Annotated in this window: 18 protein-coding genes; 14 read left to right on the forward strand and 4 right to left on the reverse strand. The window is 67.0% G+C overall.

The window, feature by feature from the left end; genetic code table 11:
- Positions 1 to 3: 3 nt before the first annotated feature.
- Genes AC07M7_RS04110 through AC07M7_RS04120 form a run of 3 tightly spaced genes read left to right on the forward strand, consistent with a single transcriptional unit; the run spans position 4 to position 8445 of the window.
- Positions 4 to 6666 (forward strand): Hpt domain-containing protein, encoded by a 6663-nt coding sequence (locus AC07M7_RS04110; RefSeq protein WP_495206804.1) that lies wholly within the window; start codon positions 4 to 6, stop codon positions 6664 to 6666.
- Positions 6653 to 7984, forward strand: a complete 1332-nt coding sequence (locus AC07M7_RS04115) for a chemotaxis protein CheB (protein WP_136639835.1) — start codon at positions 6653 to 6655, stop codon at positions 7982 to 7984. Before AC07M7_RS04110 ends, AC07M7_RS04115 begins: the two co-directional genes overlap by 14 nt.
- Entirely contained in the window at positions 7981 to 8445 is a 465-nt protein-coding gene (locus AC07M7_RS04120) for a chemotaxis protein CheW (protein WP_046983706.1), read from the forward strand. Before AC07M7_RS04115 ends, AC07M7_RS04120 begins: the two co-directional genes overlap by 4 nt.
- Positions 8446 to 8552: 107 nt before the next feature.
- Here AC07M7_RS04120 and AC07M7_RS04125 read toward each other — a convergent pair whose 3' ends face one another.
- Both AC07M7_RS04125 and bioA read right to left on the reverse strand, forming a co-directional pair.
- Positions 8553 to 9290, reverse strand: coding sequence for a 16S rRNA (uracil(1498)-N(3))-methyltransferase (locus tag AC07M7_RS04125; RefSeq protein ID WP_046983705.1), 738 nt, complete (start codon positions 9288 to 9290; stop codon positions 8553 to 8555).
- Positions 9281 to 10672 carry an adenosylmethionine--8-amino-7-oxononanoate transaminase gene (gene bioA, locus AC07M7_RS04130; RefSeq protein ID WP_046983704.1) on the reverse strand — a complete coding sequence of 464 codons (1392 nt, stop codon included), beginning with the start codon at positions 10670 to 10672 and terminating at the stop codon, positions 9281 to 9283. The genes AC07M7_RS04125 and bioA overlap by 10 nt, the downstream gene beginning before the upstream one ends.
- A gap of 77 nt (positions 10673 to 10749) precedes the next feature.
- On the opposite strand from bioA, the gene nudE reads away from it, so the two are divergent.
- The 9 genes from nudE to gcvH all read left to right on the forward strand — a co-directional run bounded on the left by nudE (position 10750) and on the right by gcvH (position 16959).
- Positions 10750 to 11313, forward strand: a complete 564-nt coding sequence (nudE, locus tag AC07M7_RS04135; RefSeq protein ID WP_012511871.1) for an ADP compounds hydrolase NudE — start codon at positions 10750 to 10752, stop codon at positions 11311 to 11313.
- Entirely contained in the window at positions 11310 to 12113 is an 804-nt protein-coding gene (cysQ, locus tag AC07M7_RS04140) for a 3'(2'),5'-bisphosphate nucleotidase CysQ (protein WP_046983703.1), read from the forward strand. Before nudE ends, cysQ begins: the two co-directional genes overlap by 4 nt.
- 13 nt (positions 12114 to 12126) lie before the next feature.
- A complete protein-coding gene (mazG, locus tag AC07M7_RS04145; protein WP_136639833.1) occupies positions 12127 to 12966 on the forward strand; it encodes a nucleoside triphosphate pyrophosphohydrolase in 840 nt (279 codons plus the stop codon).
- Positions 12963 to 13292: a YnfA family protein gene (locus AC07M7_RS04150; protein WP_006385121.1), complete on the forward strand. Its 330-nt coding sequence runs from the start codon at positions 12963 to 12965 to the stop codon at positions 13290 to 13292. Before mazG ends, AC07M7_RS04150 begins: the two co-directional genes overlap by 4 nt.
- Before the next feature lie 146 nt (positions 13293 to 13438).
- Positions 13439 to 13741 carry an Mpo1-like protein gene (locus tag AC07M7_RS04155; RefSeq protein WP_046983712.1) on the forward strand — a complete coding sequence of 101 codons (303 nt, stop codon included), beginning with the start codon at positions 13439 to 13441 and terminating at the stop codon, positions 13739 to 13741.
- A gap of 67 nt (positions 13742 to 13808) precedes the next feature.
- The gene (locus AC07M7_RS04160) at positions 13809 to 14768 is read left to right on the forward strand and encodes an SPFH domain-containing protein (protein ID WP_012511869.1); all 960 of its coding nucleotides are present in this window, start codon (positions 13809 to 13811) and stop codon (positions 14766 to 14768) included.
- A gap of 1 nt (position 14769) precedes the next feature.
- Positions 14770 to 15213 carry an NfeD family protein gene (locus tag AC07M7_RS04165; protein WP_136639832.1) on the forward strand — a complete coding sequence of 148 codons (444 nt, stop codon included), beginning with the start codon at positions 14770 to 14772 and terminating at the stop codon, positions 15211 to 15213.
- A 144-nt stretch (positions 15214 to 15357) separates the two neighbouring features.
- Positions 15358 to 16470, forward strand: coding sequence for a glycine cleavage system aminomethyltransferase GcvT (gene gcvT, locus AC07M7_RS04170; protein WP_428709714.1), 1113 nt, complete (start codon positions 15358 to 15360; stop codon positions 16468 to 16470).
- Positions 16471 to 16563: 93 nt separating this feature from the next.
- Complete coding sequence (gene gcvH, locus AC07M7_RS04175) at positions 16564 to 16959, forward strand: glycine cleavage system protein GcvH (RefSeq protein WP_046987801.1); 396 nt, start codon at positions 16564 to 16566, stop codon at positions 16957 to 16959.
- A gap of 4 nt (positions 16960 to 16963) precedes the next feature.
- Here the strand turns inward: gcvH and AC07M7_RS04180 are convergent, their stop codons facing one another.
- Entirely contained in the window at positions 16964 to 17551 is a 588-nt protein-coding gene (locus tag AC07M7_RS04180) for a hypothetical protein (protein WP_426355410.1), read from the reverse strand.
- Between the two features lie 183 nt (positions 17552 to 17734).
- On the opposite strand from AC07M7_RS04180, the gene AC07M7_RS04185 reads away from it, so the two are divergent.
- Positions 17735 to 18286, forward strand: coding sequence for a hypothetical protein (locus tag AC07M7_RS04185; RefSeq protein ID WP_495206805.1), 552 nt, complete (start codon positions 17735 to 17737; stop codon positions 18284 to 18286).
- A gap of 62 nt (positions 18287 to 18348) precedes the next feature.
- Here the strand turns inward: AC07M7_RS04185 and AC07M7_RS04190 are convergent, their stop codons facing one another.
- Positions 18349 to 19263, reverse strand: a complete 915-nt coding sequence (locus tag AC07M7_RS04190) for a LysR family transcriptional regulator (protein ID WP_430765961.1) — start codon at positions 19261 to 19263, stop codon at positions 18349 to 18351.
- A 114-nt stretch (positions 19264 to 19377) separates the two neighbouring features.
- Between AC07M7_RS04190 and AC07M7_RS04195 the strand changes: the two genes are divergently transcribed.
- Positions 19378 to 20136, forward strand: coding sequence for an SDR family NAD(P)-dependent oxidoreductase (locus AC07M7_RS04195; RefSeq protein ID WP_046987798.1), 759 nt, complete (start codon positions 19378 to 19380; stop codon positions 20134 to 20136).
- Positions 20137 to 20235: the final 99 nt, after the last annotated feature.

The raw sequence follows: 20235 nt of genomic DNA on the forward strand, positions 1-20235 counted from the left end.
TCCATGAGCAGTCTGCGCGATGCGATGAGCCACGCAGCGCTGGGCTGGGTCAAGCCGGAGCTGGACGAGACCCTGCGCCAGGTGCGCAACGAGGTCGAGTACTACGCGGAAGATCCCAGCGATGCCAGCCGCATGCGGATCTGCGCGGGCTACCTGCACCAGGTGCAGGGCACCCTGCGCATGGTCGAGCTGTATGCCCCGGCGATGGTGGCCGAGGAGCTGGAACAGCTGGCCAATGCCATCGGTATGGGCCGTGTGGCCGATCGTGATGAGTCCTGTGCAACCCTGATGCGCGGCAGCGTGCTGCTGCCCGATTACCTGGAGCGCCTGCAGAACGGTCATCGCGATATTCCGATCGTGCTGATGCCGCTGCTCAACGAAATCCGTTCCGCGCGTGGCGAAGAAGGCGTGCATGACAGCGTGCTGCTGGCATTCGCGCCGGACAGCGTCAGCGCCACAGAGGCCGAGCTGGACCATGCCCGTGGCAGCGTGAGCGGGCGCAATCGCGAGCTGCTGGATACGGTGGGCAGTGCGGTGAAGGAAGAACTGCTGCGTATCAAGGATGCGCTCGACCTGCACATGCGTACCGGTGGTGCGCCGGAACAGCTGCAGACCCAGGCCAACGAGCTCGGCGCGGTGGCCGATACGCTGGGCATGATGGGCCTGGGCGTGGCCCGTGGCGTGGTCGTGCAGCAGCGCGATGCGCTGCGTGGGGTGGTCGAGGGTCGCCAGCAGATCGACGAGAACCTGCTGTTGGATATCGCTGGCGCACTGCTGTACGTGGACGCGTCGCTGGACGACCAGGTCGCCCATCTGGGCGCCGGCGGCAGTGGCGAAGATGACCCGAGCGCGGTCGAGAACCGGCGCACGGTGGAGGTGCTGGCGCATGAGGCCATCGCCAACTTCGCGGCGGCCCGTGAGCATTTCGTCGCCTTCATCGAAACCAGCTGGAACCACGCCGAGCTGCAGGACGTTCCGCGCCTGCTGGGTGATGTCTCCGGTGCGCTGCGCATGCTCGACCTGGGCACCGCCGCCGACTACCTGCGCGGCGTACAGCAGTACATCGAAGCCGAGCTGATCGGTCGCCAGCGCGTGCCCAGTGGTCGCCAGCTGGATACCCTGGCCGATGCCATGGCCAGCCTCGAGTATTACCTGGAGGCGCTGCGCGACCGTCGCCCCGGCCGCGAGGACATTCTCGAGATCACCCGCAGCAGCCTGGAAGCGCTGCGCTACTGGCCGCTGCCGGACCGCAATGCAGCGGCGCCTGCCGCAGGCGAGCCGGTGGTGTTCGCATCGCTGCTGGTCGAGCGCGAGCCGGTCGCGGTGGAGCCCGGCTCGCTGCAGCCGGAACCGATCGAGATCCCGGTGCAGCCGGCCGCGCCCGCCGCTGGCAACGTGCCGGTGCCGCTGCCGGACTTCACCTTCGATCCGACGCCGATGGCGCCGCAAGAAGTTGCCGACAACAGCCTGATGTTTGGCGAGCTGGGCTCCGCAGCAGTCACGGCTGCGGTCAACGCCGGCAGCGCCGGCGCGACGCCCTTGTCGCTTCATGACGGGGAGGATGCACCGCTGGTGTTCGCGGCCTCCAGTGCACCGGCACCCGAGGTTCCGCAGTGGGACCTGGCGCCGTTCCATCCGGATGCCGATCCGCTGGCGGCCGCCGATGACGAACGCAGCCCGACCTTCGCCAGCTTCGATCCGGTCGGCTTCGAACAGGCCGATGCCGGGCAGTTCGCTGCGCCGCAGTGGGCGTTCTCCGGGGCGCCGTCGCATGACCTGGCTGATGCCACGACGCGGACCGCTGATGACGGTGGCGATGTCGCGGTATCGATCGACACCGGTTTCGATGCTGCGCCGGTGTTCGACCCGGTCGCAGCCGAGCACGAGCCCGGGGCCTTGCCGGCCGATGATGTGGTGTTCCGCTTCGATGCCGATGCGCTGGACAATGCCGACGACGTGCTTTCGCTGCACGCGATGGAGACATTGTCGCTGGACGACGATGCCGACCCGCTGCCGTCGCTGGAGATTGTCGATGCCGGCCTGCCGATCCCGGCTGCCGACAGCCTGGATGCCACCGATGGTGATGCCGTTGCCGATGACGTGCCGGCCTTGCGTGCCGACGACGTGGTCGCTGCGGTTGAAACACCGGCTCCGGCGGTGTCGGTGATCGACATCGATACCATCGCGCCGATCGATTTCAGCGAGGCCGATGCGCAGTTCTTCGCTGAACTGAGCGCAGCCGCCGCCGATTTCAATCCGCAGGCGGCAGCCACTCCCGCCGCTGCGGAAACGCCGGTCGTGGTCGCTGCCGACGCCGGCTTCGAGGCCGGCTTCGATGACGACGCGGAGAACATCGACGAGGACATCCGCGAGGTGTTCCTGGAAGAGTTCGACGACGAACTGGCCAACCTCGGTACGTTGCTGCCGGCATGGCGTATGCAGCTGGACAACATGGACCGGTTGCGGCCGATCCGGCGCATCTTCCACACCCTGAAGGGCAGTGGTCGCCTGGTCGGTGCGCGCACGCTGGGGGAATTCGCGTGGAAGATCGAGGGCATGCTCAATCGCGTGCTGGACGGTAGCCGCGCGGCCTCGCCGGCGGTGCTGGCGATGGTCGACAACGCCCACGCCGCGCTGCCACAGCTGAACGCGGCGCTGCGCAACGGCCAGCGGATCAGTGTCGACCTGCAGGCGATGCAGGCCATCGCCGACCGCGTTGGCGCCGGCGAGGAAACCTTCTACGTACCTCTGCCGGTCGCCGCTGCACCGGCAGTGCCGCAGCCTGCGGCCGAAGGCGAAGACGAGATCAGCCGCATCCTTGAGGCTGAAGCGGTCGCATCGACGCAGGCCGACGCTGGCACGGTGGTTGAAGCGGACGGCACGCCGGCCAACATCGACAGCGTGCTGCGCGAGATCCTCGAGGCCGAGGTGGAAGTCCACCAGGCGACCCTGCAGGACTGGCTGCGCTCGGCGCAGCAGGCACCGCAGCCGGTCAGCGATGCACTGCTGCGCGCGGTGCACACCATGAACGGTGCCTTCGCGATGACCGAGGTGCCGGAGATCACCGCCGTCACCGGCGGCGCTGAGTCCTACATCAAGCGTGCACTGGCCGCGGACGTGGTGCCAGGTGAAGAAGGCCTGGCCGCACTGGATGCGACCGCGCAGGCGATCACTGCGACCATGGACGCGCTGCAGGCCGAACAGCCGCGCATCGCATCGCAGGACGCGCTGGTGCAGCGTTTGCAGGCGCTCGCCGGCGAGCTGCCGGAAGCACGCTGGCCGATGGCCGGGCTGGAGGACGACGACGATGACCTCGCGCTGGACACCGAATTGGAGCCCCGGGCCGAGGCACCGCAGCTGGCGCTGGACGCAGAAGATGACGCCGAAGTGCCGGCAGCTCTCGAAGCGCCACCCGCGCAGGTGCTGGAACCGGTTCCGGACGATGTAGAAACGGCGGCGGCCCTCGACACCGCCGACAGCGGGCTGGACGTTGCTGAGCTGACCGCCAGCGACGATCTTTCGCGCTACTTCGATGCGGGATGGCCGTCGGTGCCGGGCGAAGGTGAGCCCGCCGTGGTCGCACAGGAAGGACTTGAATCGGTCCAGGTGGACGCGACCGCGCCACTCCCTGCCGCGGAGGAAGCGGACGCGGAACCGGCATCGTCCCTGGCCGACGGCGCTGATCTGACCGTGCCAGATGATCTGTCGCCGTACCTCGATGCCAGCGCGCTGCCGGTCGATGACCGCGACGCGGATGAACTGCCTGCGGCTGCAGAAGATGACGTAATCGACCTGAATACGCTGCAGTCCTCCGATCTGGACGCCGCCGACGGCAACGGCTTCGATGATGCTGCTGCACTGCCACTCGACAGCGAGCTGTCGAGCCTGCAGGATGAAATGGCTGCGCCGGGTTTTGCAGAACCGGTCACGCTGGCAGCCGCGCTCGAGGCCGGCCTGCACGTGATCGACGAAGAGCAGACCTTGGACGACGACGGGCAATGGCCCGTGCTCGGCCTCCAGGCCAGCGAACTCGCGCCGGGCGAGGCGGAAGCCTTTGCCGAGGATGCGGACGTCGGCGGGGAGGCGGCGGTCGGTGAAGGAGAGAGCGCCGATCAGCCGTCCCCGGCGACGGTGAATGAGGAGACCGCTGCAGAAGCACCGCAGGCCACCGATGAGCCGGTGCGCTTCTTCGAACTCGAAGATGCACCGGGTCAAGGGACGTTGCATGCCGAAGCCGCCGAAGCCAGCTCCCCGGCCATCGACGCAATACCGGCCGCTGCAGCCGAAGAAGAAGCCGAAGACAGTGCAGACACACTCGACTTCAGCGTGTACGACCGCGAGCTGGTCGACATCTTCGTCGAGGAAGGCAAGGACCTGCTCGATCACTGCGATGGCCTGATCAGCGAACTGCGCGATGCGCCACAGGACCGCGAGGCGCTGTCCGGCCTGCAGCGCGACCTGCACACCCTCAAGGGTGGCGCACGCATGGCCGGCATCAATGCCATCGGCGACCTTGGTCACAGCATCGAATCGCTGCTGGAAGCTGTCGCCGCAGGCCGCACCGAGATCGAGCGCCGCGATGTGCAGCTGCTGGAGCGTGGCTTCGACCGCCTGCACCAGCTGCTGACCCGCACCGGTGATCATCGCGTGGTGGAACCGGCGCAGGACCTGGTAGATGCGTTCGAAGTGCGTACCACCACCGATATTGCTGCGGCAGCGGCAACCAACGTGGCGAGCGTCGCAGAAACCGCTTCGGCACCGGTCGCCAGTCCGGCTCCGGCACTGCTCGATGCGCCGTTGTCGGCACCGTTGCCGGCCGAAGGCGTGGTCGACGAAGATCCGCTGGCGCGTCCGCAGCAGGAACAGGTGCGCGTGCGCGCCGACCTGCTCGACCGCCTGGTCAACCACGCCGGTGAAGTGGCGATCTACCGCTCGCGGCTGGAGCAGCAGCTGGGTGCTTTCCGAGGCGCGATGGGCGAACTGGAGCGCACCAATGCGCGTCTTCGCGATCAGCTGCGCCGCCTCGATCTGGAAACCGAGGCGCAGATCGTCGCCCGCTACCAGCGCGAGCAGGACCAGGCCGACCAGAAGTTCGACCCGCTGGAGCTGGACCGCTTCTCCACTCTGCAGCAGCTCAGCCGCGCGCTGAACGAATCGGCGGCCGACCTTGGCGGCCTGCAGGGCGTGCTCGACGATCTGTCACGCCAGTACGATTCGCTGTTGCAGCAGCAGTCGCGCGTTAGTTCGGAACTTCAGGACGGTCTGATGCGCGCGCGCATGGTGCCGTTCGATGGCCTGGTGCCGCGCCTGCGCCGTGTGGTCCGCCAGGCCGGCATGGATACCGGCAAGCAGGTCCATCTGACCCTGGAAGGTACCCACGGCGAACTCGATCGCAACGTGCTCGACCGCATGGTCGCGCCGCTGGAACACATGCTGCGCAACTCGGTTGCCCATGGCCTGGAAGCGCCGGAACAACGTCGTGCCGCCGGCAAGCCGGAGGAGGGCGAGATCGCCATCCGCCTGCACCGCGAAGGCTCGGAAATCGTGCTGGACGTGGCCGATGACGGCGCTGGCCTGGACCGCGAAGCGATCCGCCGCCGTGCCCTCGACCGTGGCCTGCTGGCTGCCGATGCGCAGCCGAGCGAGCAGGAGCTGGACAACCTGATCTTCGCTTCCGGTTTCACCACTGCCGACCAGGTCAGCCAGTTGGCTGGCCGCGGCGTGGGCATGGACGTGGTGCGCAACGAAGTGCGCCAGCTGGGCGGCTCGGTCGACATCCAGTCGGTGCGTGGCCAGGGCGTGCGCTTCACCCTTCGCCTGCCGCAGACACTGGCGGTCACCCAGGCAGTGTTCGTGCAGATCGGCGAAACCACTTTCGCGGTACCGGTGGCCTCGGTCAGTGGTATCGGCCGCCTGTCGCGTGAGCGTTTCGAAGCCGCCGACAGCAGCTACCGCTACAGCGGCGAAGACTACCCGCTGTACGATCTCGGCAGCCTGGTCGGACAGGCCCCGGCGCGTGCCGATGGCCAGCACCAGGTGCCGTTGCTGCTGGTCCGCGCCGGCGACCTGCGCGCCGCCGTGGCGATCGACCAGGTACTGGGCAACCGCGAAATCGTGGTCAAGCCGGTCGGCCTGCAGATCGCCTCGGTGCCGGGTATCTACGGTGCCACCATCACCGGCGATGGCCGCGTGGTGGTGATCCTGGACGTGGCGCCGCTGGTGCGCCGCTTCCTCGCCAATCCGACGCTGCCGGTACTGGCCAATGCGCCACGGCAGGAGCGCCAGGTGCCGCTGGTGATGGTGGTCGACGACTCGCTGACCATGCGCAAGGTCACCGGCCGCATCCTCGAGCGCCACAACTTCGAGGTCAGCGTCGCCCGCGATGGCGTGGAAGCGCTGGAGCGCCTGGAAGAGCGCGTGCCGGACCTGATGCTGTTGGATATCGAGATGCCGCGCATGGATGGCTACGAGCTGGCCACCGCGATGCGTGCCGACCCGCGCTACAAGGACGTGCCGATCGTGATGATCACTTCGCGCAGTGGTGACAAGCACCGCCAGCGCGCCTTCGAGATCGGTGTCCAGCGTTACCTGGGCAAGCCGTACCAGGAACTGGACCTGATGCGTAACGTGTACGACCTGCTGGGGATCGCCCGTGTCCGTGAGTGAAACCCAAGCGGCTCCGGCCGTGGCCCTGCTGGCCCGCCCCGGCGCGGCGCGTGAGCGCCTGCGTGAGGCGTTGTCGCACGCCGATGTGCAGCTGGTGCTGGAAGACGACCCGAACAGCCTGGAGCCGCAGGTCCTGCAGCAGGCGCGGCCGCAGTTCGTGGTGATTGCTCTGGAGGCGGCCATCGAGGACGCGCTGGAACGGCTGGACGCCGTGCTGTCCGCACCGGGCCTGACCCTGGTGTTCGACGAGGCCGAACTGGCCGCGCGCCGCGATGGCTGGGAAGCCCAGCGCTGGGGCCGACATCTGGCTGCGAAGCTGCACGGCCACCAGCAGGTGTTGCCGCCGGGTGCCGAGGATGAACCCAGCCTGCAGCTGGAGCCGGGCCATCCGGCACCGCCGCCCGCGCCACGTGAAGAAGCACTGCAGCCGCACCTGGACCAGGCGTTGAGCTGGGCCGACGACGTCCCGGCCGACGGCCTGTATTCGCCCCCGGCTCACCTGCATGAACCGATCGCGCTGGAGCAGGCACTGGCCGCGCTGCAGCCGGTCGTGCCGGAGCCACTGGAGGCACCGCCGTTGCCGCCAGCGATGGCAGAGCCTGCCGCAGCCGCACCGCCGGTGTCCTTCGACCACACCGCGTGGTCGCTGGTCGATGACGTGGTGGATGCACCGGCTGCAGTCGGCATCGCTGCGGTCGAGGCGGCACCTCCCTCGTTCGATACCGATCACCTGAGCCTGGTCGATCTGGACGCTGCAGCGCCGGTTGGCGCGCAGGCCGGATCCCTGCTGGTGCTGGCCGGCATTGGCGGCCCGGATGCGCTGCGACGCCTGCTCGGTGCGCTGCCGGCGTCGCTGGCCGTGCCGGTGCTGGTGCACATGCGCCTGGATGGTGGCCGTTACGGCAACCTGGTCAAGCAGATGGCACGGGTGTCGCCGTTGCCGGTGCAGCTGGCCGAAGCCGGCCAACGTGCGGCAGCGGGCGAAGTGCATGTGCTGGCCGATGACATCGGCGTGCAGGTGGCTGCAGATGGCCTGCATTTCATCAGCGACGCACAGGGCATTTCGATTGCCGCGCTACCGGCGGAACACACGGCACTGGTGCTGCTCAGCGGGGCCGACCTGGGCCACGTCGGACCGGCGCTGGACCTGGCTGCCGCCGGCGCCTGGGTGGCCGGGCAGGTGGGCGAGGGCTGCTATGACCCGGCCGCAGCCACCGCTGTGGTTGCCGCCGGCATGGTGGCGGGGGAGCCGCAGGAACTGGCACAGGCGATTGCCGCACGCTGGGGCGTGGATGACGACAACGGAGAGGCACCATGAGCTACGCCAGCAATGACGAGATCCGCGGCGTCCTGATCCAGGCAGGCAACGCGCGCGTATTGCTGCCCAATGCCACCGTGGCTGAAATGATGTCGCGCGTGCCGGTGCAGCCGGTCTCCGATGCGCCCCGCTGGCTGGTCGGCGAGATCGGCTGGCATGGCTGGCAGGTGCCGCTGGTGTCGTTCGCACGTCTTTCGGGACTGGGCGAAGAAGCCGTGGGCGGCCACAACAAAGTGGTGGTGCTGAAGGCCCTCAGCGGCAACGCGCAGCGTCCGTACTACGCGCTGCTGACGCAGAACTTCCCGCAGCTGATCTCGGTGCCGCGCGACGGCCTGCTGGCCGATGCCTCGGAGGAAACCCTGCCGGACATCGTGCACATGCGCGTGCTGCTGGGCGAGCAGAGCGCGCTGCTGCCGAACCTGGACGCGCTGGAAGCCGCGCTGGATTCGCTGGCCGTTTGATCGGGAATCCGCCGGGCATTTCGAATTCCTGGTAGTGCCGGCCGCTGGCCGGCAACCTCATGATCCGGTGGATGCCGGCCAGCGGCCGGCACTACCACGAATCAGCCTTACCCCAGATCGCCCAACCGCGCCTGCAGCGCCGCGATCGCGGCCAGCCCGGCGGTCTCGGTGCGCAGGATGCGCGGACCCAGCTGCAGGCCCTGGAAGCCAGCGGCCGCCAGTTGGTCCCGGTCGCGTGGCGACCACCCTCCTTCCGGACCGATTGCAATCACGATGCCCCCGGCAGGTGCGGCGTCCATCGTCGACAGCCGGTGCGCACCCTGCGGATCCAGGGTCAACCGAAGCGTATCCACCGGCAGTGCCGCTGCCGCCCGCGCAAGCGACAACGGTGAACCCACCTGTGGAATGCGCGCGCGCCCGGACTGGCCGCAGGCCGAGGCCACCACGTTGTTCCAGTGCGCCACGCGCTTCTCGGCGCGTGCGGCGTCGAGCTTCACCTCGGTACGTTCGGCATTGACCGGAATGATCGCCGCCACGCCCAGCTCAGTGGCCTTCTGCAGGATCAGGTCCATCTTCTCGCCACGGGCAATGCCCTGCAGCAGGGTGATCGCCAGCGGCGACTCATTGTTGATGGCCTGCACGGCGTCGATGCGGACCTGCACCTCGCGCTTGCCGGCCACGGTCAGCGTCGCGCTGTAGTCGTGGCCATCGCCGTTGAACAGCACGCAGGTATCACCTTCGCGCAGGCGCATCACCCGTACCAGGTGGTTGGCCGTCTCTTCCGGCAGGGTCACGGTCTGGCCGCTGTGCAGCGCCAGATCGATGGGGCAGCGGGTCACGCGCATGCAATTGCCTCGTCGATGGCTGCCAGCGTGGTATGTGCCAGCAGTTCCAGTTGTTCATCGTCCACGCAGTACGGTGGCATCCAATACAGCACATCGCCCAGCGGGCGCAGTACCACGCCGCGTTTGAGCGCGGCCTTGTAGGCGTGCAGGCCCAGCCGCAGTGATGGGTCGAACGGTGTGCGCCTGTTGCCGTCACGCGACAGCTCGAAGGCCACCACCATGCCGGCCTGGCGTACATCGGCCACGTGCGGATGGTCGGCGAACGGCGCGGCGAGGGTCCCCATCACCGAAGCGATGCCGCGGTTGCGTGCGACCACATCGTCGTCGCGGAAGATGTCCAGCGTCGCCAACGCCGCCGCGCAGGCCAGCGGATTGCCGGTGTAGCTGTGCGAATGCAGGAACGCGCGCTCGCGGGAGTCATCGAGGAACGCGTCGTACAGTGCCTGCGTGGCGAGCACGGCGGCCAGTGGCAGGAAGCCGCCGGTCAGTCCCTTGGACAGGCACATCAGGTCCGGCATCACCCCGGCCTGTTCGCAGGCGAACATCGTGCCGGTGCGGCCAAAGCCTGCGGCGATTTCGTCGGCGATCATGAACGCACCGTGCGCATCGCACAGTTCGCGTACGCGCTGCAGGTACACCGGGTCGTGCATCCGCATGCCTCCTGCGCACTGCAGGCGCGGTTCCAGGATCACCGCGCAGATCTCACCCGGGTGCTGGTCGAACAGCGTGGCCAGTCCATCCGCCGCCTGCCGCGCGCGATCTGCCGCACTCTGGCCAGGCTCGGCCAGGTAGGCGTCGGGCGAGGGCGCGAACAGGCCTTCGGCCAGCAGCGGCGCATAGACACGGCGGTACAGCGGGATGTCGCCCAGCGCCAGCGCGCCCAGGGTCTCGCCGTGGTAGCCGTTCTCCAGCGCGATGAAGCGCGTGCGGCGCGGCTCTCCGCGGTTCTGGAAATACTGGAACGCCATCTTCAGCGCCACTTCCACGCCAGCTGAACCGTTGTCGGCATAGAACACCTTGGCCAGCGGTTCGCGGCCGGGCTGCCGTGGTGCCAGCGCCAGCAGGCGTTCAGCCAAGGTGATCGCCGGCTCGTGGCCGAAGCCGGCCAGCATCACCTGTTCCAGCTGCCCGGCCTGGGCGGCGATGGCGCCGCCGATGCGCGGCTCGGCATGGCCGAACAGGTTGGTCCACCAGCTGCTGACCGCGTCCAGGTAGCGGTTGCCGTCGTGGTCGAACAACCAGGCGCCCTGGCCGCGTGCGATCGGGACCAGTGGCAGGGTGTGCGGATGCTCGCGCATCTGCGTGCACGGGTGCCACAGCACCTTCAGGTCGCGTTGCCGCCAGTGCTCGACCAGCGGGGAGGGGGTTGGGTCTGCTAGCATTTCGGGCTCATGAACATGTTGCTGCCTGCACATTCTATCGGCCCCGGCGCAGACGCCGGCCGCCGCGGAGATTCCGCATGAACGATGACCGTGGCGGCCGTCGCTTGCCGATCATCCATCGGATCACCGATGAAGAGAACGGTCCCTTCCAGCGCCAGCACCTGGACCTGGAGTTCTCCAACGGTGAACGCCGCCGCTTCGAGCGCCTGGTCAGCCGGGGCCACGGCGCGGTGGTGGTGGTGCCGATGCTTGATGACGAGACCGTGCTGCTGGTACGTGAATACGCTGCCGGCATGCACCGCTACGAACTGGGGCTGGTCAAGGGCCGGATCGATGCCGGCGAGACCCCCGAGCAGGCCGCGGACCGTGAACTGAAGGAAGAGGCCGGTTATGGTGCGCGCCGGGTAGACGTGCTGCGCGCGATGACCCTGGCCCCGACCTACATGAGCCATCAGTCGTGGCTGGTGGTGGCGCGCGACCTGTACCCGGAAAAGCTGGCCGGCGATGAGCCGGAAGAGCTGGAAGTGGTGCCGTGGAAGCTGGCCGAGCTGGACCAGCTGATGCTGCGCGAGGACTTCTCCGAGGGTCGCTCGCTGGCGGCGCTGTTCATCGCCCGGCAGTGGCTGCAGGGAACGCGATGATCAAACTGACCACGGACCTGCGCGAGACCGCCATCGCCATCGCCCAGGAAGCCGGACAGGCCATCATGCAGGTGTATGCCGATGGCTTCGACGTGCAGCTCAAGGACGACGACAGCCCGGTCACCAGTGCCGACCTGGCGGCCAACCAGGTCATCGAGCAGGGCCTGCAGCAGCTGACCCCGGATCTGCCGATCCTGTCCGAGGAGTCGGCGCAGGTGGGCTGGGAGCAGCGCCGCCACTGGGGTGCCTACTGGCTGGTCGACCCGCTCGACGGCACCCGCGAGTTCGTCAAGCGCAATGGCGAGTTCAGCGTCAACATCGCATTGATCTACCAGGGCGCGCCGGCCTTCGGTGTGGTGCTGGCGCCGGTCACCGGCATCGTCTGGCATGCCATGCGTGGTGAGCTGGCGTACCGTCGCCAGGGCCTGCATGACACTGTGCTGCGTACCCGCACGCCGGCCACCGCACCGCTGCGGGTGGCCGCCAGCCGCTCCCACCGGTCGCCGGAAACCGAAGCGCTGCTGGCGCGGATGGGGCGCATCGAAACCATCGCTCAGGGCTCATCGCTGAAGTTCTGCCGGATCGCCGAAGGCGGCCTGGATGTCTACCCTCGGCTGGGCCCGACCTCCGAATGGGACACCGCCGCCGGCCAGTGCGTGCTGCACGCTGCGGGTGGCGCGGTGCTGTCGGCGGCGACCGGCAAGCCGTTCCGCTACAACCGCCGCGAGACCCTGTTGAACGGCGATTTCATTGCCCTTGGTGACACCAGCCTGCCCTGGCGCGACTGGTTGTCCGATTGACCCTGGAGACCGCATGAGCGCGCACGACACCCCCACCACCGACAGTGCCGCCAGCAACGAATTGGAACGCCTGCTGTCGATCATGGCGCGCCTGCGCGATCCGCAGGATGGCTGCCCCTGGGACCTGGAGCAGAACTTCGCGACCATCGCCCCGTACACCATCGAGGAAGCCTACGAGGTGGCCGATGCCATCGATCGGGGCGACCTCGATGATCTCTGCGATGAGCTGGGCGACCTTCTGCTGCAGGTGGTGTTCCATGCGCGCATGGCCGAGGAGCAGGGTGCCTTCGCCTTCGCTGAGGTCGCACGCGCGATCAGCGACAAGATGCAGCGCCGCCACCCGCACGTGTTCGCCGATGTCAGCGTCGATGACGCCGACGGGGTGACGCGCAACTGGGATGCGATCAAGCGTGCCGAGCGAGTCGCCAAGGGCGAGCAGGACACCTCCGCATTGGCCGGCATCTCACGTGGCCTGCCCGAATGGCAGCGGGCGGTGAAGCTGCAGTCGCGTGCGGCCAAGGTCGGTTTCGATTGGCCGGGCCCGCTGCCGGTGCTGGACAAGGCAGCCGAGGAACTGCAGGAACTGCGCGAGGAGTTCGAGCGCGGCGATATCGCCGGCAACAAGGCGCGCCTGCAGGAAGAGCTGGGCGACCTGCTGTTCGTCTGCGCCAACCTGGCACGCCATGCCGATATCGATCTGGGCGCGGCACTGCGCGGGGCCAACCACAAGTTCGAACGTCGCTTCCGTGCGATGGAGGCACAGGCCGAAGTGCAGGGGGAAGCGCTGTCCGCGCTGGACCTGGATGCGCAGGAAGCACTGTGGCAGCACGCCAAGGCGGCGGAGAAGGCGTGAAGACGCTCGCGCTGTTCCTGCTGACCGCGCTGGCCGAAATCGTTGGCTGCTACCTGCCGTGGTTGTGGCTGCGCAAGGGCGGCAGCATCTGGTTGCTGCTGCCGGCGGCAGCCAGTCTGGCCCTGTTCGCGTGGCTGTTGACCCTGCATCCAACCGCCAGTGGCCGCGTCTATGCCGCTTACGGTGGCGTCTATATCGGCACTGCGCTGTTCTGGCTGTGGCTGGTCGATGGCATCCGTCCCAGCCGCTGGGACCTGCTCGGTGCAGCCCTGTGCCTGGCCGGCATGGCGGTGATCATGTTCGGACCGCGCGCGCCTTCGGTGTAGAGTCGAGGCATGCTCGACTGCTTCTGCCAGGATCCGTCGAGCCGAGGCAGCCGAGCATGGCTCGGCTCTACAAGGGCAAGGATGCTCGCGCAGCGCTGCCTCCCCGGAAGGTGCATGATGCAGGCAGTACAGCCCGGAGCATGCGCATGTCCCGCTTCGCCAGCTTCCGTGAGTTCTATCCGTTCTACCTCAGCGAGCACCGCCACCCGGTGTCGCGCCGGCTGCATTTCATCGGTAGTTGCGGAGTCCTGCTGCTGGTCGCAGCCGCGATCCTGCGCGGCCAGCCGCTGCTCCTTCTCGGCGCCCTGTTCTGCGGTTATGGATTCGCCTGGGTCGGCCATTTCTTCTTCGAGAAGAACCGCCCTGCCACCTTCCAGCATCCGCTGTACTCGTTCATGGGCGACTGGGTGATGTTCGCCGACATCCTGCGCGGGCGCGTGCGCTGGTAGCCCCGGCTGTGAATGTCGCCTTCACGCGCTATGCTGGGGCCTGGACGTCATAGATAAGGAAAGCAAGATGTTCCCGACCATGTTCTTTACCGTGGTACTGGCCTTCGTGGCCGTGGTGATCCTGTTCAAGGCGGTACGGATGGTGCCCCAGGGCTACGAGTGGACCGTCGAGCGCTTCGGGCGCTACACGCACACCATGACCCCAGGCCTGCATTTCCTGATTCCGATCGTGTACGGGGTGGGGCGCAAGGTGAACATGATGGAGCAGGTGCTGGATGTGCCCAGCCAGGAAGTGATCACCAAGGACAACGCCGCCGTGCGCGTGGACGGCGTGGTGTTCTTCCAGGTACTCGATGCGGCCAAGGCCGCCTATGAAGTGGCTAATCTGGAAGTGGCGATGATCGCCCTGGTGCAGACCAATATTCGTACCGTGATCGGTTCGATGGACCTGGATGAATCACTGAGCCAGCGCGAAGTGATCAATGCGCAGCTGCTGAGCGTGGTCGACCATGCCACCAACCCGTGGGGCGTGAAGGTCAACCGCATCGAGATCCGCGACATCCAGCCGCCGCGCGACCTGCTGGATGCGATGGCGCGGCAGATGAAGGCCGAGCGCGAGAAGCGCGCGCAGATCCTTGAGGCAGAGGGTTCAAGGCAGTCGGAGATCCTGCGCGCCGAAGGCGAGAAGCAAGCCACGGTGCTGGAGGCCGAAGGCCGCCGTGAGGCGGCGTTCCGCGATGCCGAGGCCCGCGAGCGCCTGGCCGAGGCCGAGGCCATGGCGACCAGGGTGGTGTCGGTGGCGATTGCCGAGGGTGACGTGCAGGCGATCAACTACTTCGTCGCCCAGAAGTACGTGGAAGCCTTCAAGGAACTGGCCAGTTCGCCGAACCAGAAGCTGGTGCTGATGCCGATGGAGGCCAGCGGGGTGATTGGTTCGATTGCCGGCGTGGCTGAGCTGGCCAAGCAGGCGCTGGCCGACCAGGACAGCAAGGCCGCCAGCAAGCGGCCACCACCGATCGGAGGCTGACATGCGCTGGGAAGTCGTAGGCTGGGGCGCGTTGGCACTGCTGCTGTTCGCGGCCGAAGCGCTGGCACCGGGGGCGTTCATGCTGTGGATCGGCATCGGCGCGGCGGCGGTGTTCGTGCTGGTGGCGGTGTTCGGCGATATCCCGCTGCTGTGGCAGGTGGTTGCCTTCGTGCTGTTGAGCGTTGTCTCGATCCAATGCTACCGGCGCTGGGGGCGGCCCCGCGCCCGGCCCAGCGATGCGCCGCTGCTCAACCGCCGCGCCGAGCAGCTGGTCGGTCGGGAGGTGGTACTGCAGCAGGGCATCGTCGGTGGCCAGGGACGGGTCAGCATTGACGATGCGTCCTGGCAGGTGAGCGGTCCGGAGCTGCCTGCAGGCGCATGGGTGAAGGTGCTCAGCGTGCAGGGCACGGTGCTGGTGGTCGAGGACGCAGGCCGCCCCCTGTAGCGCCGAGCTCACGCTCGGCTTCCACACGAAGAGCAGCCGAGCATGGGCTCGGCTCTACAGCTCCGGCGCTGCGCTGCGGCACACCTGCGGGCGACCGATCTGGGATAATGGGGATTCTTGTTTCCTCTGCTGCCGGACCCGGTCATGACCCAGAAGACGCTGCTCAACGATACCCACCGCGCCCTTGGCGCCAAGATGGTCGATTTCGGGGGTTGGGACATGCCCATCCACTACGGCTCGCAGCTGGACGAACACCACCTGGTGCGTCGCGAGTCCGGTGTGTTCGACGTCAGCCACATGACCGTGGTCGACCTGCGCGGTGACCAGGTCAAGCCGTTCCTGCGCCGCCTGCTGGCCAATTCCGTGGACAAGTTGAAGGTGACCGGCAAGGCCCTGTACTCGTGCATGCTGAATCCGCGCGGCGGCGTCATCGATGATCTGATCGTCTACTACCTGGGCGATGACTTCTTCCGCATGGTCGTCAACGCATCCACCCGTGAGAAGGACCTGGCCTGGCTGCGCGAGCAGGCCGCGCCGTTCGGCGTCAGCGTCGAGCAGCGTCCGGACCTGGCCATCCTTGCCGTGCAGGGCCCGCAGGCGCGCGACATCGTCATCGGCCTGGCCCGCGAAGCCGACCGTGCAGCGCTGACCAAGCTTGGCCGCTTTGCTGCGCTGCAGGCGCAGTCCGACGATGGCGTCGAGCTGTTCGTCGCCCGCACCGGCTACACCGGTGAAGATGGTTTCGAGATCCTGCTGCCGCAGGATGCCGTGGTCGCGTTCTGGAACCGCCTGCTGGCGGCTGGCGTGAAGCCGGCCGGACTCGGTGCGCGCGACACCCTGCGCCTGGAAGCCGGCATGAACCTGTATGGCCAGGACATGGATGAAGCGATCAGCCCGTACGAAGCGGCGCTGGCCTGGACCGTGTCTCTGGACGAAGGTCGCGACTTCATCGGCCGCGACGTGCTGGAAGCGCAGAAGGCCGCTGGCACCGCACGCCAGATGATCGGCCTGGTGATGGACGAGAAGGGTGTGCTGCGTCATGGTCAGGCGGTGACCACCGCCGGTGGCCAGGGCGAGATCCTGTCCGGCACCTTCTCGCCGACCCTGGCCAAGGGCATCGCCTTCGCGCGCGTGCCGGCCGGTGAACTGGGCGAGGTCACCGTCGACATCCGCGGCCGGCAGGTGCCGGTGCGCGTGGTCAAGTTCCCGTTCGTGCGCGAAGGCCAGGCCCAGCCCGGCGTGCTTGGCGACGCCTGATCCAAACATGCCGGTCGTCACTGACAGCAGTGGCGGCCGGTTGGTTACACTAGCCCCGTTTTTTCCACCCCTGCATATCTCTGGAGCAGTCCCATGAGCGAGATCCCCGGCGACCTCAAGTTCCTCAAGTCCCATGAGTGGGCCCGTGTCGAAGGCAATGGCCGCGTGACCGTCGGTATTTCCGACCACGCCCAGGGCCTGCTGGGTGACCTGGTCTACGTCGAGCTGCCCGAAGTCGGCGCGACCGCCAAGGCCAACGAGCAGATCGCGGTCGTCGAGTCGGTGAAGGCCGCCTCCGACGTCTACAGCCCGGTCAGCGGCACCATCGTCGAGGTCAACTCGGCGCTGTCGGACAAGCCGGAAACCATCAACGAAGATGCCTACGGCGACGGCTGGATGTACGTGGTCGAACTGTCCAACGCCGATGAGCTCAACGAGCTGCTGGATCCGGACGCGTACGCCGAAGCCCTGGAAGACGAAGACCACTGAGTCGTCACTTCCGGGTTCGGACACGGCCACCTTCGGGTGGCCGTTTTTGTTTTGGCGATGGTGCCCGACTCATGACAACGGGTTCGCTGCCGACCCTCGGCATGGCATCAGCGGGCAGACGAACGGCACGGAAGGGCATGCGCAGTTTTGCGCAAATCCGCGTTTCCACCCCGCGTTGGCGTGTCCGGATGTGAAAACTTTTGATGCCCCGTTGCGGCGCCGTTGTGCTGGCGTTGGCGGCAGCGGTGATGGTTGTTTGCAATGCATGCATGCTGTGGCGACGGACATGCACGCTTCTGCGTAGAGTGCTTATTTCAAGTGCTTTTTGTTCAACGATTGCGTCTGCGTTGTTGCAGGCAACGTGCGTGCGCGGCGCTTCGGCGGTCGCTGCAGGCGCGACGTGGCGACCGTGCAGACGCCGCCGCGGACGGCGCGGATGTGAAAATTTTTCGCGGGGGTTGTTGACAGTAAAAAAAACCGTGATTAGGTTTCGCCTCAGCAGACCTTGCCTGCCCAACCGAGTGCGCAGAATCAATCGTCCGATGCGAAGCAGCCCCTTCAAGACCACCGCGACCCTGATGACGGTGGACATGGCCCCGCTTCCCCCGGAGAAATGCAAGGTACCTCCCGTTCCGATGCCCGCTCCGCCGATCGAGGCGGGCATTGCCGCATCCGTAACGGCGCGCCTGACGCGCCGGCGGTCCCCGCACGCAGCATCCGCGGGTTTGATCCACCTGGGCGTTTCAACTCCCTATCACTGACGAGGAGCCATCCCATGGCAACCAAGAAAGCTGCGAAGAAAAAGCCCGCCGCCAAGAAAGCGGTGAAGAAGGTCGCTAAGAAGGCCGCTGCCAAGAAGGCAGTGAAGAAGGTCGCGAAGAAGGCGACCGCCAAGAAGGCAGTGAAGAAGGCTGCGAAGAAGGTCGCCAAGAAGACCACTGCGAAGAAGGCAGTGAAGAAGGCGGCAAAGAAGGTAGCCAAGAAGTCCACTGCCAAGAAGGCCGTCAAGAAGACCGCGAAGAAGGCCGTCAAGAAGGTAGCCAAGAAGGCCACCAAGAAGACTGCCAAGAAGACTGCCAAGAAGGCTACTGCCCGCAAGCCGGCCAAGAAGGTCGCCAAGAAGGTCGCCAAGAAGGCAGTAAAGAAGACTGCAAAGAAGGCGGTAAAGAAGACCGCCAAGAAGGCAGTGAAGAAGACCGCGAAGAAGGCCACCAAGAAGGCTGCCCCGAAGAAGGCAGCGAAGAAGGTTGCCAAGCGCAAGCCGGCCGCCCGCAAGAAGAAGGCTGCTCCGGTCGCTCTGCCGGCAACCCCGGCGCCGCTGATCTAAGTACTTCCCGATAGCCGCATCCTGAAACCCCTTCCCTGTTGCCCAGCAGGGAGGGGGTTTTTTTATGCTCGGATGTCGGTTGCGAACGTGGTCGGCAAGGGCGGGAAACGCTCGACCAGGAAGTCGAGGAAGCTGCGCAGGCGGGTTGAGCGGTAGCGGTCGTGGGCGTAGACCACGTGCATCGGCCGACCGGCCTGACCGTGCTCGGGGAACAGCTGCACCAGGCGCCCGGCGTCGACATCCGCGGCCAGCAGCAGGGTCGATTGCAGCACGATGCCCAGCCCATGCAGTGCGGCCGAACGCAGTGCTTCGCCGTTGTTGATCTGCAGCCGGCCATCGGGCGTGTGGTCGAGCTCGCCAGCGCCGGCCTGCAGCCACTGCGCGAGCGCGCTGGGTTCGAAGGACAGGCATTGATGCGAGGCGAGCGCTGGCAACGTGTCCGGGGTGCCGTGGCGCGCGAGGTAGGCCGGCGAGGCGCACATCATCAAGCGATACGGGGCGAGCGGCCGTGCTATCAGTTCGCTGCTGCCGGCCAGGGTGCCGATGCGCAGCGCTGCTTCGAAGCCTTCCTCGGCCAGGTCGACCACGCGGTCGGTCAGCGTCGCCTCGACACGGACGTCCGGGTAGCGGGCCATGTACTCGGCCAGCGCCGGCACCAGTGCATGGGTGCCGAAGATTACCGGAGCGCTGATGCGCAGCGTTCCTGCGGGTGCCAGCTGCTGGTGCTGGGCCTGCGCATCGGTCTCGTCCACCAGGCGCAGGATCTCCTTGCATCGCGCGTAGTAGTCCTCGCCGAAGGGGGTCAGGTGCTGGCGCCGGGTGGTGCGGCTGAGCAGCTGCATGCCGAGCCGGGCCTCGAGCGAGCGCAGGTGCTTGCCGGCCATCGTCGCGGAAATATCCATCGCCGCCGCCGCAGCGCTGAGGCTGCCCTTGTCCACGATCAGCACGTAGACCCGCATGCTCTCCAGCAGGTTCATCTGACACCCCGGGTGTTGAATGCTGAAACCTGCGCGGAGTTTATCAATCAGTGGTGATCAAAGAGCATGCGCTGCACGGGCCGGATGTGCCGGCCATGCTCACAGGAGAACACCATGGATTTGAACCTCGAGGGACGCACCGCGCTGGTCACCGGTGCGGGCAGCGGCATCGGTGCCGGTGTTGCCAGGTTGCTGGCGGCGCAGGGTGTGCGTGTTGTGATCAGTGCACGGCGCGCGGAGCCGCTGCAGGCCCTGGCGGCGGAAATCGAAAGCGGTGGCGCGCCCGCGCCGGTCATCGTGCTCGGTGATGTCACCGATGCCGATGATGTGCGCCGCATCGCCGATGCCTCGCTGGCAGCGCTGCAGCGGGTGGACATCCTGGTCAACGCGGCTGGAGGAGGGCGGCCGGCCACGGTGGATGCGGGCGACGATGTATGGGAGGAGGCGATCGCACTGAATTTCTCTGCGGCGCGACGGCTGACCCAGGCATTGCTGCCGGCGATGCAGGCGCAGGGATGGGGACGAGTGATCAACTTCAGTGGTTCGATGGAGCCGCGTGCCGTGAACGCCGCCACGGCAGCGAAGGCAGCGCTGCATCTGTGGAGCAAGGGGCTGTCGTCGGCGCTGGCCACACAGGGCATCACGGTCAATGCAATCGCGCCGGGACGGATCAATAGCGCGCAGATCCGGGACCGCCTGCATCCCACCGAGGAAAGCCGGCGCGAATTCATCGCCCGCAACATCCCGATCGGGCGCTTCGGCGAACCGGAGGAAGTGGCGCCGCTGGTGGCGTTCCTGGCCTCGCCGCTGGCCGGCTACATCACCGGTGCCGTGATTCCGGTGGACGGCGGCATGCACTACTTCGCGCATTAGCCCGCTGGAACTGTAGAGCCGAGCCCTGCTCGGCTGCTTCACGCATTTGTAGAGTCGAGCCGTGCTCGACTGCTTTGCACGGACAGTCGAGCAAGGCTC

The organism is Stenotrophomonas sp. GW821-FHT09E08 (assembly GCF_059416125.1).

What these genes read in the sequence shown, in the direction of transcription:
- AC07M7_RS04160 (WP_012511869.1), top strand. Translation starts at nt 13,809, where the DNA reads ATGTTCCCGACCATGTTCTTTACCGTGGTACTGGCCTTCGTGGCCGTG.
- AC07M7_RS04190 (WP_430765961.1), bottom strand. Translation starts at nt 19,263, where the DNA reads ATGAACCTGCTGGAGAGCATGCGGGTCTACGTGCTGATCGTGGACAAG.
- AC07M7_RS04195 (WP_046987798.1), top strand. Translation starts at nt 19,378, where the DNA reads ATGGATTTGAACCTCGAGGGACGCACCGCGCTGGTCACCGGTGCGGGC.
- gcvH (WP_046987801.1), top strand. Translation starts at nt 16,564, where the DNA reads ATGAGCGAGATCCCCGGCGACCTCAAGTTCCTCAAGTCCCATGAGTGG.
- AC07M7_RS04120 (WP_046983706.1), top strand. Translation starts at nt 7,981, where the DNA reads ATGAGCTACGCCAGCAATGACGAGATCCGCGGCGTCCTGATCCAGGCA.
- mazG (WP_136639833.1), top strand. Translation starts at nt 12,127, where the DNA reads ATGAGCGCGCACGACACCCCCACCACCGACAGTGCCGCCAGCAACGAA.
- gcvT (WP_428709714.1), top strand. Translation starts at nt 15,358, where the DNA reads ATGACCCAGAAGACGCTGCTCAACGATACCCACCGCGCCCTTGGCGCC.
- AC07M7_RS04110 (WP_495206804.1), top strand. Translation starts at nt 4, where the DNA reads ATGAGCAGTCTGCGCGATGCGATGAGCCACGCAGCGCTGGGCTGGGTC.
- AC07M7_RS04155 (WP_046983712.1), top strand. Translation starts at nt 13,439, where the DNA reads ATGTCCCGCTTCGCCAGCTTCCGTGAGTTCTATCCGTTCTACCTCAGC.
- AC07M7_RS04180 (WP_426355410.1), bottom strand. Translation starts at nt 17,551, where the DNA reads ATGTCCACCGTCATCAGGGTCGCGGTGGTCTTGAAGGGGCTGCTTCGC.
- nudE (WP_012511871.1), top strand. Translation starts at nt 10,750, where the DNA reads ATGAACGATGACCGTGGCGGCCGTCGCTTGCCGATCATCCATCGGATC.
- bioA (WP_046983704.1), bottom strand. Translation starts at nt 10,672, where the DNA reads ATGCTAGCAGACCCAACCCCCTCCCCGCTGGTCGAGCACTGGCGGCAA.
- AC07M7_RS04165 (WP_136639832.1), top strand. Translation starts at nt 14,770, where the DNA reads ATGCGCTGGGAAGTCGTAGGCTGGGGCGCGTTGGCACTGCTGCTGTTC.
- cysQ (WP_046983703.1), top strand. Translation starts at nt 11,310, where the DNA reads ATGATCAAACTGACCACGGACCTGCGCGAGACCGCCATCGCCATCGCC.
- AC07M7_RS04125 (WP_046983705.1), bottom strand. Translation starts at nt 9,290, where the DNA reads ATGCGCGTGACCCGCTGCCCCATCGATCTGGCGCTGCACAGCGGCCAG.
- AC07M7_RS04185 (WP_495206805.1), top strand. Translation starts at nt 17,735, where the DNA reads ATGGCAACCAAGAAAGCTGCGAAGAAAAAGCCCGCCGCCAAGAAAGCG.